The organism is Microbacterium sp. VKM Ac-2923 (genome assembly GCF_022815605.1).
In the GTDB taxonomy this organism is placed as follows: domain Bacteria; phylum Actinomycetota; class Actinomycetes; order Actinomycetales; family Microbacteriaceae; genus Microbacterium.
In genome coordinates, this window is the sequence record NZ_JALGRP010000008.1 from 26777 (window position 1) to 42039 (window position 15263).

General features: G+C 71.6%; 10 protein-coding genes. 9 read left to right on the forward strand and 1 reads right to left on the reverse strand.

Annotated features, from left to right (window positions below; genetic code table 11):
- Window positions 1-60: 60 nt before the first annotated feature.
- Entirely contained in the window at window positions 61-732 is a 672-nt protein-coding gene (locus MT347_RS13180; RefSeq protein WP_243501643.1) for an NUDIX domain-containing protein, read from the reverse strand.
- A 41-nt stretch (window positions 733-773) separates the two neighbouring features.
- Here MT347_RS13180 and MT347_RS13185 point away from each other — a divergent pair, with 41 nt between their 5' ends.
- The 9 genes from MT347_RS13185 (at window position 774) to MT347_RS13225 (ending at window position 15154) form a co-directional block, all read left to right on the forward strand.
- Window positions 774-1532 (forward strand): DeoR/GlpR family DNA-binding transcription regulator, encoded by a 759-nt coding sequence (locus tag MT347_RS13185; RefSeq protein WP_243501644.1) that lies wholly within the window; start codon window positions 774-776, stop codon window positions 1530-1532.
- Window positions 1533-1590: 58 nt separating this feature from the next.
- A complete protein-coding gene (gene pta / locus MT347_RS13190; RefSeq protein WP_243501645.1) occupies window positions 1591-3738 on the forward strand; it encodes a phosphate acetyltransferase in 2148 nt (715 codons plus the stop codon).
- Entirely contained in the window at window positions 3735-4964 is a 1230-nt protein-coding gene (locus MT347_RS13195; RefSeq protein ID WP_243501646.1) for an acetate/propionate family kinase, read from the forward strand. Before pta ends, MT347_RS13195 begins: the two co-directional genes overlap by 4 nt.
- Window positions 4965-5030: 66 nt before the next feature.
- Window positions 5031-5765, forward strand: a complete 735-nt coding sequence (locus tag MT347_RS13200; protein WP_243501647.1) for an HAD family phosphatase — start codon at window positions 5031-5033, stop codon at window positions 5763-5765.
- Between the two features lie 120 nt (window positions 5766-5885).
- Complete coding sequence (locus MT347_RS13205) at window positions 5886-8423, forward strand: glycoside hydrolase family 65 protein (protein ID WP_243501648.1); 2538 nt, start codon at window positions 5886-5888, stop codon at window positions 8421-8423.
- Window positions 8424-8915: 492 nt separating this feature from the next.
- Window positions 8916-11981, forward strand: coding sequence for a DNA polymerase III subunit gamma and tau (locus MT347_RS18555; RefSeq protein ID WP_374206539.1), 3066 nt, complete (start codon window positions 8916-8918; stop codon window positions 11979-11981).
- On the forward strand, window positions 11981-12574 hold the full coding sequence (gene recR / locus MT347_RS13215) for a recombination mediator RecR (protein ID WP_243501649.1): 594 nt from the start codon (window positions 11981-11983) through the stop codon (window positions 12572-12574). Before MT347_RS18555 ends, recR begins: the two co-directional genes overlap by 1 nt.
- 326 nt (window positions 12575-12900) lie before the next feature.
- A complete protein-coding gene (locus MT347_RS13220) occupies window positions 12901-13422 on the forward strand; it encodes a hypothetical protein (protein WP_243501650.1) in 522 nt (173 codons plus the stop codon).
- Between the two features lie 43 nt (window positions 13423-13465).
- On the forward strand, window positions 13466-15154 hold the full coding sequence (locus MT347_RS13225) for a PASTA domain-containing protein (protein ID WP_243501651.1): 1689 nt from the start codon (window positions 13466-13468) through the stop codon (window positions 15152-15154).
- The last annotated feature ends 109 nt before the right edge of the window (window positions 15155-15263 follow it).

Below are 15263 nucleotides of genomic sequence, written 5' to 3' on the forward strand. Positions count from 1 at the left end.
CCGGTGCGACGACGCCGCCGAGGGTGTCGTCGCACCGGACGGTCTCGGCTCACCGGCTCCTCACCGGCGAGCGAAGGGCCCGTCCAGCACCGCCCACTGCAGCAGCATGATGGTCTTGGCATCCTGGATCGAGCCCTCGCGGATCATCGACAGGGCCTCGTCGACGTCGTACTCGACGATCTCGATCTCCTCGTCCTCCTCGGCGAGGCCACCCCGGTCGCCGGTGCGGGTCGACCCGTCGTAGGCGGCGGCGAAGAAGTGCAGGCGCTCGGTCACCGAGCCGGGGCTCATGTACACGTCGAAGACGTGCTGCACCTCGTCGACGCGCACGGTCGTCTCCTCCTCGGCCTCGCGGCGGATCGCGGTGACGGGATCGTCGTCGTCGACGAGCCCGGCCGCCGTCTCGATCAGCATCCCGTCGGGGTGACCGTTGACGTAGACGGGGTAGCGGAACTGCCGGGTGAGAAGCACGGTGCGTCGCGCGGGGTCGTACAGCAGGATCGTCGCGCCGTTGCCGCGGTCGTAGGTCTCGCGCGTCTGCGTGATCCACTCGCCGTCGTCGCGGCGGTAGCGGAAGGTCGTCGCACGCAGCACATGCCACCCGGCGGCCAGCAGGTCGACGTCGTCGACCCGCACCCGCGGATTGCGGTCGAGGTCGCGGCCGGTGAGGTGCAGGCCGGTGCGTCCGCGGTGGTCGGGAACGGTGGTTCCGGGGCGGGGAGCGTCGCTCATAAACCGGAACGATAGTGCAGGAACGTGCAACAATGTGAAGCATGCTCGCCGCCGTCCGGAAAGACGTCCTCCTCGACCGTCTCCGCCGCGACGGGCGATTGGTCGTCAAAGACGTCGCCGTCGAGCTCGGCCTGTCCGAGGACAGCATCCGTCGTGATCTCCGAGAACTGGATGCCGCCGGCCTCGCCGTTCGCGTCTACGGCGGCGCCCTCCCCGCCTCGCCGGCCGTCGCCGACTACGCCGCGCGCCGAGCGGTCGCCCTCGACAGCAAGGCCCGCGTGGCCGCCGCCGCCGTGACCCTGATCGAGCCCGGAGCCACGGTCCTGCTGGACGGCGGCACCACGACTCGCGCGCTCGTCGAGGCTCTGCCGGTCTCGTTCCCGGGCACCGTCATCACCCACTCTCCGACGATCGCCGCGGCCCTCCTGCACCACGACGCCGAGGTCATCACGATCGGCGGCCGGGTGTACAAGCACTCCGCGATCGCGTGCGGCGCCGCGGCCGTCGAGGCGGCCCAGCGACTCAGCGCCGACGTCTTCTTCCTGGGAGTGACCGGCGTGCACCCCGCGGCGGGACTGACGACGGGGGATGCCGACGAGGCGGCGATGAAGCGCGTACTCGCTCAGCGCGCGGCCGAGACGTTCGTCCTCGCCAGTGACGAGAAGCTCGGGACGGCGTCGCGCTTCGGCATCCTGCCCCTCGACGGAGTGAGCGGCATCATCGCCGACATCGACGACGCGGCCCCCCTGGCGTCGCAGCTGCGCGCGGCGGGTGCACGGGTGATCCCGACACGCACCTGATCACTCGACGCCGAAACAACCCCGGGGCGATGTCGGGGGCCCGCAATAGGCTGAAGTTGTGACGCAGAGCATCTACATCACGTCGGCCGAAGGTCATTCGGGCAAGTCCTCCGTGGCATTGGGCGTGCTCGACGCGCTCAGTCGCGTCACTCCGCGCGCGGGGGTGTTCCGGCCCATCGCGCGCTCCATCGCCGAACGCGACTACGTGCTCGAGATGCTGCTCGACCACGACAGCGTCGATCTCGCCTACGACGACTGCGTCGGCGTCACCTATGACGACGTGCGCGACGACGCCGATGCGGCGCTCGCGCGCATCGTCGAGCGCTACAAAGCCGTCGAGGCTCAGTGCGACGCCGTCGTCATCATCGGCAGCGACTACACCGACGTCGGCAGCCCCGCCGAGCTCGCTTATAACGCCCGGATCGCCGCCAACCTCGGCGCTCCCGTCCTCCTGGTGCTCGGCGGTCGGGCGCAACAGGGGCACAGCGAGACGCTGGGCCTGTCGGTTGCCCGCACCCCCCAAGAGGTCGGACAGATCGCCTCGCTCGCCATCTCCGAGCTGCAGCACGAGCGTGCGGCGCTCTTCGCCGTCATCGCCAACCGCGCCGACGCCGACCGGCTCGACGAGGTCGTGGCATCCGTCCGCCACGTCGTCGACGCGGCCGCCGTCGTCGGCGGTACCACCGAGCAGCGCACCGTCCCGGTGTGGGCGCTTCCCGAAGACCGCTTCCTCATCGCCCCGTCCGTGCGCGGGGTGCTCCGCTCGGTCGAGGGCGAGCTGATCAAGGGCGACCCGGCGCTGCTCACCCGCGAGGTGCTCGGCGTGGTCGTCGCGGGCATGTCGATGGTCAACGTGCTGCCGCGCCTGAAGGAGTCGGCGGTCGTGGTCATCCCCGCCGACCGCACCGAGGTGCTCCTCGCCGCACTCCTGGCCAACGCCTCGGGCACCTTCCCCTCGCTCGCGGGCATCGTGCTCAACGGCGGGTTCGAGCTGCCCGACGCGATCGTCCGCCTCATCGACGGCCTCGGCTCGCCCCTGCCGATCATCGCCACCGACCTCGGCACGTACGACACCGCCGTGCGCATCATGAACACCCGCGGGCGTCTCGCCGCCGATTCGCAGCACCGCTACGACACCGCCCTGGCGCTGTTCGAGCGTCACATCGACACCGAACTGCTCACCAGCGAGCTCGGCCTCGCCCGCCCCAGCGTCGTCACCCCGCTCATGTTCGAGTACGGCCTCGTCGATCGGGCGCGCACCGATCGCCGCCGCATCGTGCTCCCCGAGGGCACCGACGACCGCGTGCTCCGCGCAGCCGCCACCGTGCTCTCGCGCGGCATCGCCGACCTCACCATCCTCGGTGAGCCGATCGAGGTGCGCGGGCGCGCGATCGAGCTCGGTATCGATCTGCGCGACGCCGAGGTGCTGAGCCCCTTCGACGCCGTCCACGTCGACAAGTTCGCCACCGAGTACGCCCGTCTCCGCGCCCACAAGGGCGTCACCTATGCGCAGGCCGCCGACACCGTGACCGACGTGTCCTATTTCGGCACGCTGATGGTGCACCTCGGACTGGCCGACGGCATGGTCTCCGGCGCGGCGCACACCACCGCCCACACCATCCGCCCCGCGTTCGAGATCATCAAGACGGCCCCGGGCGTCTCCGTCGTCTCGAGCGTGTTCCTCATGGCGCTCGCCGACCGTGTGCTCGTCTACGGCGACTGCGCCGTCATCCCCGATCCCACGAGCGAGCAACTGGCCGATATCGCGGTGTCGTCGGCGGCGACGGCCGAGCAGTTCGGCATCGCCCCCCGCGTCGCGATGCTGTCGTACTCCACGGGGGAGTCGGGCACCGGCGCCGACGTCGAGAAGGTGCGCACGGCCACGGCACTCGTCCGCGAACGTGCTCCCGAACTGCTGGTCGAGGGACCCATCCAATACGACGCCGCCGCTGACGCCGCGGTGGCGCGCGCCAAGATGCCGGGGTCCGCGGTCGCGGGCCGCGCCACGGTGTTCGTGTTCCCCGACCTCAACACCGGCAACAACACCTACAAGGCCGTTCAGCGCTCCGCCGGCGCGGTCGCGATCGGCCCCGTGCTGCAGGGGCTCAACAAACCCATCAACGACCTGTCGCGCGGCGCCCTCGTCGACGACATCGTCAACACGATCGCCATCACCGCGATCCAGGCCCAGGGGAGCCCCGAATGAGCGTCGTGCTCGTCGTCAACAGCGGTTCGTCGTCGTTCAAGTACCAACTGCTCGACATGAGGCACGAGCGTGTGCTCGCATCCGGACTGGTCGAGCGCATCGGCGAGGGCACGGGCATCGCCCGGCACACCGTCGAGGCGGCCGCCCTGGCGCCCGACGGCGCGGCGCCCGCCGTGACCGACGCCACGTACACGGTCGAACGCGACATCCCCGACCACACCGCCGGCTTCGCCGTCATGCTCGACGCTTTCGCCGCCCACGGTCCCTCGCTCGAGGATCACGCCCCCGTCGCGGTCGGGCATCGGGTCGTCCACGGCGGCGCCCGCTTCTTCGAGCCCACCGTCGTCACCCCGCTGGTGGAGATCAACATCGACGAGCTGTCCGTGCTCGCCCCCCTTCACAACCCGGCCAACCTGGCCGGCATCGTGGCGGCGAAGAAGGCTTTCCCCAACGTCCCGCACGTCGCGGTCTTCGACACCGCGTTCCATCAGTCGCTCGCCCCCGAGGCCTACACCTACGCCATCGACCGCGAGGTCGCCGAGGCGCACCGCATCCGCCGGTACGGCTTTCACGGCACGAGCCACAAGTTCGTCAGCGAGGCTGCCGCGCAGTTCGTCGGTCGCCCGCTCGGCGAGCTCAAGCAGATCGTCTTCCACCTGGGCAACGGAGCCTCGGTCACGGCGATCGAGGGTGGGCGTTCCGTCGACACCTCGATGGGCTTGACCCCGCTCGAGGGCCTGGTCATGGGCACGCGCTCCGGCGACCTCGACCCGGCCGTGCTCTTCCAGCTCGCGCGCCGCGCCGACATGTCGATCGCCGACCTCGACACCCTGCTCAACAAGCGCTCGGGGCTCAAGGGTCTCGCCGGGGTCAGCGACATGCGCGACATCGGAGAACGGCGGGATGCCGGCGACCCGGCCGCCCAGCTCGCCTTCGACGTCTACATCCACCGTCTGCGCGCCTACGCGGGTGCCTACCTCGCGCAGCTCGACGGCGTCGACGTCATCTCGTTCACCGCGGGCGTGGGCGAGAACTCGGTCCGCGTGCGCGAACACGCCATGGCCACCCTCGGTTTCGCGGGCGTCGAGATCGACGCCGAGCGCAATGAGCGCCGCGAGCGCGGGATCCGACGCATCTCCTCCGACGCCTCCCGTGTGACCGTGCTCGTCGTGCCCACCGACGAAGAGCTCGAGATCGCTCGGCAGACGCTGTCGGTCACCTCCTGAGTCACCCCGTCCCGCTACGCTGACGCCGCGACGGGTTCCCCGTCCTCACCCGACCCGGAGCGCACCATGACCGACACCGCCGACCTGCCCGACCTCACGTCCTTCGACGGCGTGCTCTTCGACCTCGACGGGGTGCTCACCCCCACCGCCGAGGTGCACATGCGCGCGTGGAAAGAGATGTTCGACGAGCTCTTCACCGCGTGGGAGATCGAGCCGGCCTACACGGACCGCGACTACTTCGAGTATGTCGACGGCAAGAAGCGCTACGACGGTGTCGCGAGCCTGCTGCGCAGCCGCGACGTCGAGGTGCCGTGGGGCGATCCCTCCGACGACCCGAGCGAAGACACCGTGTGCGGCGTCGGCAACCGCAAGAACGTGGTGTTCTCGCGAATCCTCCGCGGCGAGGGCATCCAGCCCTACGCGGGTTCCGTGGCCCTCCTCGACGTCCTCCAGGCGGCAGGCACCCCCATCGCCGTGGTGTCGAGCTCGAAGAACGCCGTCGAGGTCCTCGAGGCCGCTGGAATCCGAGGCCGCTTCCCCGTCGTCATGGACGGCGTCGTCGCCGAGCGCGACCACCTGGCATCCAAGCCCGCCCCCGACGTGTTCGCCGAGGCCGCGCGTCTGCTCGGCGTCGATCCCGCGCGATCGGTCGCCGTCGAAGACGCGCTGAGCGGCGTCGCATCGGCCGCCTCGGCCGGATACGCCGTCGTCGTGGGCGTGGATCGCGGCGTCGGAGCAGACGATCTCCGGGCCGCCGGGGCGACGGTGGTCGTCGACGACCTCGCCGCGTTCGTAGACTGAGCCGTCGCCTCCGCGCGACACCCCACCCGTCGTTCCCGAGCGGCGAACCCGAGCTCCATCTGCACGAGCGGCATGCCGTCGTCTCGCGCTAACTGAACCCTGCCACCGGAAGGCACCCCGATGATCGATCGCGATCGTTTCCCCGTCGACGAGTGGCGCCTCGTCGAAACGCAGTTCTCGCTCGACGACGTGGGGGTCACCGAGACCCTCTTCTCCGTCGGCAACGGCTATCTGGGCCTGCGTGGCAATTCGATCGAGGGCCGTTTCGCCCTCGAGCAGGGCACGTACATCAACGGGTTCCACGAGACGTTCCCCATCCGTCACGCCGAGCAGGCCTACGGATTCGCCGAGGTCGGCCAGACCATCATCAACGCACCGGATGCCAAGGTGCTGCGCGTCTACGTCGACGACGAGCCGCTCTCCCTCGACGTCGCCGACGTGCGCGAGTACGAGCGCGTGCTCGACATGCGCCAGGGGATCCTCCGCCGCAACCTCCTGTGGGTCACCCCCTCCGGCAAGCGCGTGCGCATCGAAGACGAGCGCTTCGTCTCGTTCGACGAGAAGCATCTCGCGGTGCTCCGTCTCACCGTGACCGTGCTCGACGCCGATGCGCCCGTCACCGTGAGCAGCCAGCTGCTGAACCGTCAGGACGGCGAGGGGATCTACGGCGGATCGCCGATGGCATCCAAGCAGTCCGGATTCGACCCTCGAAAGACCGAGAAGCTCAGTGACCGTGTGCTCCAGCCGCGGGAGTACTGGCAGGACGGCAACCGCTCGGCCCTGAGCTACGAGGTCAGCGAGTCCAACATGACGCTCGCCGTCATTGCCGACCACCTCGTCGACACGGCGAACGAGTACACCTCACGCCAGCTCGTCGAGCCCGACATCGCCAAGAACGTGTACCGCGTGCAGGCCCGAGCCGGTGTTCCCACCACGATCACCAAGCTCGTCAGCTACCACACCTCCCGGGGTGTGCCCACGGGTGAACTGCTCGACCGGTGCCGTCGCACGCTCGACCGCGCGGTCGAGACGGGCATCGAGGGACTGTTCGCCCAGCAGATCGCCTGGTACGCCGACTTCTGGGATCGCTCCGACGTGCGCATCGGCGGACACGGAGACCTGCAGCAGGCCACCCGCTGGTGCCTGTTCCAGCTCGCCCAGGCGGCGGCCCGCGCGGACGGGCAGGGCGTTCCGGCCAAGGGCGTGACCGGCTCGGGCTACAGCGGGCACTACTTCTGGGACACCGAGGTGTACGTGCTGCCCTTCTTGGCGTACACGTCGCCGCTCTGGGCCCGAAACGCCCTGCGGATGCGGTATCTGATGCTGCCCGCGGCGAGAAAGCGCGCGCACCAGCTGAACGAGGCGGGGGCGCTGTTCCCCTGGCGCACGATCAACGGCGAAGAGGCCTCGGCGTACTACGCCGCCGGCACCGCGCAGTACCACATCAACGCCGACGTCGCCTTCGCCCTGGCCAAGTACGTGCGGGCGACGGGCGACGAGGAATTCCTCGCCCGCGAGGGCGTGGACATCGCCGTCGACACCGCGCGACTGTGGTCCACCCTCGGTTTCTGGCGATCGAGCGACGCAGCCGACGACGGCGAGCACGACTCGTTCCACATCCACGGCGTCACGGGACCCGACGAGTACACCACCGTCGTCAACGACAACCTGTTCACCAACGTGATGGCGCGGTTCAATCTCCGCTTCGCCGCTCGCACCGTTCGCGACCTCGCCGAAAACGACCCCGACGCGTACGCGCACATGGCCGAGCGCATGAATCTCGACCCTTCCGAGCCCGAGCGCTGGGACCGCGCGGCCGAGGCGATGCACATCCCCTTCAGCGAGGCCCTCGGCATCCACCCGCAAGACGCCGTGTTCCTCGAGCGCGAGATCTGGGACCTCGAGAACACCCCGCCCGACCAGCGGCCGCTGCTGCTGCACTTCCACCCGCTGGTGATCTACCGCTACCAGGTGCTCAAGCAGGCCGACGTCGTGCTCGCCCTGTTCCTGCAGGGAAACCACTTCACGGATGCCGAGAAGCTCGCCGACTTCGAGTACTACGACCCGCTCACGACCGGTGACTCCACGCTGTCGGCGGTCGTGCAGTCGATCCTCGCCGCCGAGGTGGGCTACCAGGACCTTGCCCTGGAGTACTTCCGGCAGGCTGCTTTCGTCGATCTCGGTGACCTGCACCACAACGCGGCCGACGGGGTGCACGTGGCCTCGGCCGGCGGGGTGTGGACGGCTCTGATCAGCGGGTTCGGCGGCATGCGCGACCACTTCGGTCGACTCACGTTCGACCCGCGCCTGCCGGCAGACTGGCCGGAGCTGTCGTACGTGCTGCACTGGCACGGCACGCGCCTCGACATCACCCTGACGGCCCACGCTCTGACGCTGCGGGCCGGGAGCGAGGGAGAGCCCGTGGCCTTCGCCGTGCGCGACGTCGATTACACCGTCGCCCCCGGCGAGACGGTGCGCGTGCCGCTGCACGGCCAAGGGCCGGTGCGCCCCGGACGCCCGTCGATCCGACAGCTCGAGGGCTCCGTGCGCGAGGACGGATCGCTGCTGTCGGCCTCGGTGCCCATCGTCACCACGGCGATCCCGGTCGTCGGCGACGACGACGCGCCCATCGCGGTCGGCCTCGACGGCGGGTTCTGAATTCCCGGACGCGGCGGCTCCCTTCACGAGGGGGTCGCCGCGTTCGGCGTGTCCGGGCCGCTGGTGAGGCATTGCTGGTGCGGCATCGCGGGTGCGTCGAGAGCGGGGGTCCGGCACGCGGGCGTCTGTCGTCGTCGAGAGCAGGGGATTCGGTGGGGACAGGGGGAGATGCCCGCGGATCGTCCTGTTGTGGCGGGATCGCCTGTCTCGTGGCGGCGGGATGCTGCCGAAGTCGGCGTCGAGGTGCCGAGCCGGGGTCCGGCACGTGGGCGTCTGTCGTCGTCGAGGGCAGGGGATTCGGTGGGGACAGGGGGAGATGCGCGCGGATCGTCCTGCTGTGGCGGGATCTCCTGTTCTCATGGCGCCGGGGTGCTGACGAAGTCGGCGTCGAGGGCCGGAAACGGAGGTGCCGGATCGAGTGCGCGGCGGCCGCCGCACGCGGGAGAAGGATGCCACGGAGGCGATGTCGGAGGGACGCCGTAGGCTGTTCTGGTGACGACAGCCCTGTACCGCCGATACCGCCCCGAGGCGTTCGGCGAGATGATCGGGCAGTCGCAGGTGACCGAGCCGCTCATGACCGCCCTGCGCAGTGATCGCGTGGGTCACGCCTACCTGTTCTCGGGTCCGCGCGGCTGCGGAAAGACCACGTCCGCCCGCATTCTCGCCCGCTGCCTCAACTGCGCGGCGGGCCCCACCGACACCCCCTGCGGCACGTGCGACAGTTGCGTCGAGCTGGGCCGCGGCGGCGGGGGATCCCTCGACGTCGTCGAAATCGACGCCGCCAGCCACAACGGTGTCGACGACGCCCGCGATCTGCGGGAGCGCGCCATCTTCGCGCCGGCTCGCGATCGGTTCAAGATCTTCATCCTCGACGAGGCCCACATGGTCACGCAGCAGGGCTTCAACGCCCTGCTCAAGCTCGTCGAAGAGCCGCCCGCTCACGTGAAATTCATCTTCGCCACCACGGAGCCCGAGAAGGTGCTCGGCACCATCCGCTCGCGCACCCACCATTACCCCTTCCGTCTCGTGCCCCCCGCGGCGATGCTCGAGTACGTCCAAGAGCTGTGCGAAACCGAGGGTGTCGGCGTCGAGGCCGGCGTGCTCCCGCTCGTCGTCCGCGCCGGCGGGGGATCGCCGCGTGACACGCTGTCTCTGCTCGACCAGCTCATCGCGGGGTCCGATCCGTCGTCCGGGTCCGAGGCCGAGCCCGCGGGGCAGGTCGTGGTCCGCTACGAGCGGGCCGTCGCCCTGCTGGGTTACACGCATTCCGAACTCCTCGACGAGGTCGTCGACGCGTTCGCCGCGAACGACGGCGGGGGAGCCTTCTCGGCCGTCGACCGGGTCGTGCAGACGGGGCAAGACCCGCGCCGTTTCGTCGACGACCTGCTCGAGCGTCTGCGCGATCTCATCATCGTCGCGGCGACCGGTGCCGGTGCGTCCGCCGTGCTCCGGGGCGTGCCCGACGACGAGCTCGAGCGCATGGCCCGTCAGGCCATCGCGTTCGGGGCGCACCGGCTCTCTCGCACGGCCGACCTCGTGGTGGCCGCGCTCGACGAGATGACGGGCGCGACGTCGCCGCGTCTGCAGCTCGAACTCCTCGTCGCGCGCGTCTTGACCCACGCCGGGGTGTCCCATGGCACGTCGCCGGGCGCCGCCCATGACCACGAGGCGGCTCGGGGCGCGTCATCCGCCCCTCCGCAGCTGGCGCCCGCGACGGGTCGTCCCGCGTCCCCCGCCGCCGATGTCGCGGCGCCGGGGGCGACGGATCCCGCGACACCGACGGCCTTCGCCTCTCCGGCGATCGCGGCGCCGGGCGCCGGGTCGCGCGTGGCGTCGCCGTCTGTCGCGTCGCCGACCGCTCCCGCGTCGAGCGCGGGAGCACCGCGAATCGCCTCCCCGGGTGCGACCCCGCCCCGGTCAGCCGACCGGGCGACGCCCGCGGTGGCATCACCCGACATCGCCGCGCCCGGTGTCGCCGCGCCGAGAGTGGCATCACCCGACGTCGCGGCACCTGGCGTCACCGCGCCGAGCGTCGCGTCTCCGGCGATCGCGCCTCCCGACGGCGTGGCCGCGCGGCCTGTCGACCCGGTCTCCTCCCGCGCCACCGAGCGACCGTCGGCACGTCCGCAACCGGTCGGTCCGGAGTCGTTCGACGACGGCGCCCCGCCGCCGTTCACCGACGACGACGCGCCGCCCCCCTACGACGAGCCGGAGCCCACGGGCGACCGCGCCGTGCCCGCGCCGAACGCCCCCGCCGTGCCCGTGCCGAACGATCCGGCCGTGCCCGTGCCGAATGACCCGGCCGTGCCTGTGGCGAACGATCCGGCCGTGCGTTCGGTGCCCGGGCAGAACGACATCCCGGTGGTCGACGAACGTGCGTCCACCCCGGTCTCCCCGGCGGCGCCTGCGTCCCCGGCGCCTCCCGCCTCGCCCGCGCGCTCCGCTGCCGCGAACGACCCGGCCCCCGACGCGGCGACCGCGCGCGTGGACGAGATGACGACATCCCCCTCCACCGGCGATGATGAGCACCCCTTCGATGCGGCTCCGACCCCGGAGACGGCGGGGGCGGTCGCTGACGCGCCTGCTCCGTCGTCCCGCGACCGCGCCGCGGCGACCGCCCCCTCCCGAGCGGAGGTGGACGATGCGTCCGAGGTCGACGCCGGCTCCGACGACACCTCGCCCCTCGAGCCCTCCGCTCCGACTCCGCCGGTCACGCCCGTCGGCCCGATCGAGCTCGGGCACGTGCGCGATGCGTGGCCGGAGGTGCTCGGGCAACTCGAAGTCGCGAGCCGCGCCTCCTGGCTCGTGGTGTCGACGGCCACGGTCCGTGCCTTCGATGACGAGGTGCTGACCCTGTCGTTCCGCACCGCCGGTGATCTCACCGCCTTCAAGACCCGCGCCGCCGACGGCGGTCCGAGCGAAGACCTGCGTCAGGCCATCCACACCGTCCTCGGCGTACGCGTCAAGTACCTCGCACGCCTTGAGGGCGAGGGTCCGGGCGGCGCCGGCCCGGGCGCACCCCCGCGCACCCCCGCGCCGTCCTCTCCAACGGGGACGGACACCGCCCCGCGCGGCGGAGCGACGACAGGCGCGCCCGCCTCTCGCTCGTCGGCGCCGTACGCCGCGTCCGTGACCGAGTGGGCGGTGGCGCCGATCCCGTCCGCCGACGGGTCCACCACCCCGGCGTTCTCAGCCGCCGGTTCGGGCGGCCTCGTGCCGAGCGCGCTTTCGGCCACGGTCTCCGGATCCACCGCGCTCGCCGTCGACGACGAGCCCGACGAGGCCGCAGCCTCTCCCGCACCCGTCGCCGTACACCCCGGGATCGTGCTGCCGGCGCGCGAGGTCACTCCCTCGGTGCCCGCGCCCGAGGAGGTCGACGATGACGACGTCATCCCGCCGGCCGACGACGTCGAGGCGCCTCTTCCCCCGGTCGTCGTGCCGCGCATGACGCCGCTGAGCGGCGGGGTCCAGCGCTACGGCGAGGCGGTCATCCGACAGGTATTGGGTGCCACGTACGTCCGCGATGAGCCCTACGAGCCCCCGACGAGGTTCAACTGATGTACGACGGCATCGTGCAAGACCTGATCGACGAGTTCGGGCGCCTCCCCGGCATCGGCCCGAAGTCGGCGCAGCGCATCGCGTTCCACATCCTGCAGTCGCCCTCGTTCGACGTCTCGCGGCTATCCACGCTGCTCGGCGAGATCCGCGACAAGGTGAAGTTCTGCGAGATCTGCGGCAATGTGTCGGAGCAGGACCGGTGCTCGATCTGCCGCGACCCGCGTCGCAACCCCGTCCTCATCTGCGTCGTCGAAGACGCGAAAGACGTCTCGTCGATCGAGCGCACGCGGGAGTTCCGCGGGCTTTACCACGTGCTCGGCGGCGCGATCAGCCCCATTGCCGGCATCGGCCCCGACGACCTGCGCATCACGCAACTCATGCAGCGGCTCGCCGACGGCACGGTGCAGGAGGTCATCCTCGCGACCAATCCGAACCTCGAGGGCGAGGCCACGGCCACGTATCTGAGCCGGCTCCTGCACACGCTCGAGATCCGCGTCACCCGTCTGGCATCCGGTCTGCCCGTCGGCGGCGATCTCGAGTACGCCGACGAGGTCACGCTCGGGCGGGCCTTCGAGGGCCGTCGCTCGATCTGACGCGTTCGGCTGCGCTGCCGCGTCGGTCGACCTCACCCCGCGTGCCCTGAGATGTCCGGCTGCGCTGCCGCCCCGGTCGAGCTCTCGCCGCGCGCCCGCCTGAGCCTCGCGCTTTCTCTGGAGCTCGATCTCGCCGCCCCCGGTAGCCCGCACACGCTCGCGCCGACACGCGCCGCCCGCTACCGCGAACCGTTGCGGCGTGGTGAACCGCTCGTTCACGCGTTGATCGTGCCGCGGCAACGCGTGGGGAGCACCTTCTTCTCTGCGGAACAGTGCCGAGCGACCCGAAAGCCGGCGCGCAGGACCGTCAGACAGGGGCCCTTTCCGTGAGCGAACAGCTCGCCGACCCGCGCGTGCGTCGCGGGCGCATCATCTTCGACACCTTCCGGTCGGTACGCGACCCGCGGCTCGCCGCGTGGCTGATGTTCCGGTCGCAGCTGCTCCCCGACGACACGCTTGCGCCTCGGGTGTCGCCGACGTCGACGTCGCCGGTCGGCGTCTTCGGCGTGTGGCGGCTGCTGGCCACGAACAACCGCGAGCTGGCCCGGTGCGCCAGTGTGTTCGCCTCGCCCGAGGTGGCCGTCGAGACCGCGCTGGCCGAGCAATCCCGCGCGAGCGAGCTCCACGCGTCGCCGGTCCGCGGTCCGGCGGCGACGAAGCACGCGTGGGTGCTGCGCCGCGACGGTCAGCCGGTCGCCACCGCAGCGCGATGGTACGAGTCATCCGGTGAGGCCGCGGCGGCGGGCCGCGCAGCGGTGGTCGTGCTGAGTTCGGCCGAGGTGGTCCGCGGCGTGAGCATCGGGACCGAGTCGGGGCGGCGCTCGCGCATATCGGTCCCGAGCGCATGACGTTGCGGCAGGGGCGCGCGCCCGGCGCGCTCGGAGTTGATCGGTGACCGACTGTCGCCCGGGCCTCGTCGCGGGGCGCTTCCGCCTGGGTGGGCTCCTCGGTTCCGGGGGCACGGCGTCGGTGTTCTCGGCGCGTGACGAGCGCAGCGGCGAGATGGTGGCCGTGAAACTGCTGCACCCGCACCTCTCGCGGAGCGAGCTCGTCCGCGACGCCTTCCTCCTCGAGGCGCGACGGGCCGCCCGCGTGTCGCACCCGGGGATCGTGTCGGTGATCGACCTGGGCACGTTCGAAGACCACGGCGGCACGATCGCATGGATCGCGCAGAGTCTCCTTCCCGGGGTCAGCCTCGCCGAGCGCGTGCGCGAGTCGGGCGCCCTCGCCGTCGCGGACGCGGTGTCCGTCGTCCGCGATCTTCTCGACGCCCTCGGTGCCGTGCACGCCGCGGGTGTCGTGCACCGCGATGTGTCGCCGGCGAACGTGATGATCCACATCGACGACGACGGCAAGCCGCGTGCGACGCTGCTGGACTTCGGCCTGGCCGACGCGGTGGGCGCGACGGCGCTCGGCGACGACGTGCTGCGCAGCTCCGTCACGGCGGCGACCTCGGGCGTGGTCGCGAACGCCGAATACGCCTCGCCGGAACAGCTGAGCGGCCGCTCGGTCGGCCCCGCGGGCGACCTCTACCAGGCCGGGGGACTGCTGTATTTCGCGCTGACCGGTCGCCCACCCTTCTCGGGCGACGACCGGGCGGCCCTGGTGCGTGCGCACCTGTACGCGCCGCCCCCCGTGCCCTCGGTGGCGGTCCGCGGCATCCCTTCCGAGCTGGATCGCGTCGTCGTCCGGGCGCTGCTGAAGGAACCGGGCGACCGCTTCACGGATGCCGCCGAGATGCGCGACACGATCCTCGCGGCCACGACGACGCGCCGGCCGCCCGTCGCCCGAACGCGGGTCGCCGCCTCGGCGGGAACGCGACCGTCGGCCCCGCCCGATCTCCGGACGGCGGCGGCGCCCGCAGCCAGCACGCCGCCGGCAGGCGGCGCCGCGCCCGCCGGCAACGCGGCATCCGTCTCCGATCGGTCGGGCCCGGGCGGGGGGACGATCCTGGCCGTGGTCGTCCTGCTCGCGGCGGTCGCCACGGTGGTGCCCCTGGTCGCCGGCGCCGGCCGAGCTGCACCGACGAGCCACGTCGCGACGTTCGCCCCGCCGACCGCGGCGACGGCGCCCTCGCCGCCGCCCGCTCCCGTGGTCGACACCCCGGCGCCGGCGGCGGAGTCCGTGGTGCCCGCCGCCACCACGGTGGCCGACGCCCGGGCCGCCCTGGTGGCTGCCGGGTTCGACGTCGGCGACATCGTCGAGCAGCCGTCGGCGCAGGCCGCGGGCACGGTGCTGGCGTCCGACCCGCCGCCGGGGGTGACGGCACCGAGGGGGACGGCCGTGCGGCTGGTCGTGGCATCCGGATCCAACGTCGTCCCCGAGGTGTCGGGGATGGATGCCGCAGCGGCGGTGTCGACGCTACGGGCCGCGGGCTTCGCACCGACACAGACGACGGTCTTCTCCGACCGGCCGGCCGGGACGGTGGCGGCGATGGAGCCGGCGAGCGGATCGACCCTCCACCTCGGCAGCGGGGTGACCATCTCGCTCGCGATGCCGCAGGCCACCCCGGTCTCGACGACTCCGACACCCTCGCCGACGTCCTCGATCACCCCCACGCCGACGGTCGCCCCGCGCTGATCACGGGACGTGACGTCCGTCGTTCACCTCCGGTCCTTTCTCGTTCACCGCCGCGCCAGGCGGTGTGGCCGACCGCGGGGGTCGCCATTCACGACCGGCTCCTAGCCTC

Bases quoted from the DNA above. Each gene is read 5' to 3' on its own strand.
- MT347_RS13185 (WP_243501644.1), top strand. From the start codon at position 774: ATGCTCGCCGCCGTCCGGAAAGACGTCCTCCTCGACCGTCTCCGCCGC.
- MT347_RS13195 (WP_243501646.1), top strand. From the start codon at position 3,735: ATGAGCGTCGTGCTCGTCGTCAACAGCGGTTCGTCGTCGTTCAAGTAC.
- recR (WP_243501649.1), top strand. From the start codon at position 11,981: ATGTACGACGGCATCGTGCAAGACCTGATCGACGAGTTCGGGCGCCTC.
- MT347_RS13205 (WP_243501648.1), top strand. From the start codon at position 5,886: ATGATCGATCGCGATCGTTTCCCCGTCGACGAGTGGCGCCTCGTCGAA.
- MT347_RS13200 (WP_243501647.1), top strand. From the start codon at position 5,031: ATGACCGACACCGCCGACCTGCCCGACCTCACGTCCTTCGACGGCGTG.
- MT347_RS13180 (WP_243501643.1), bottom strand. From the start codon at position 732: ATGAGCGACGCTCCCCGCCCCGGAACCACCGTTCCCGACCACCGCGGA.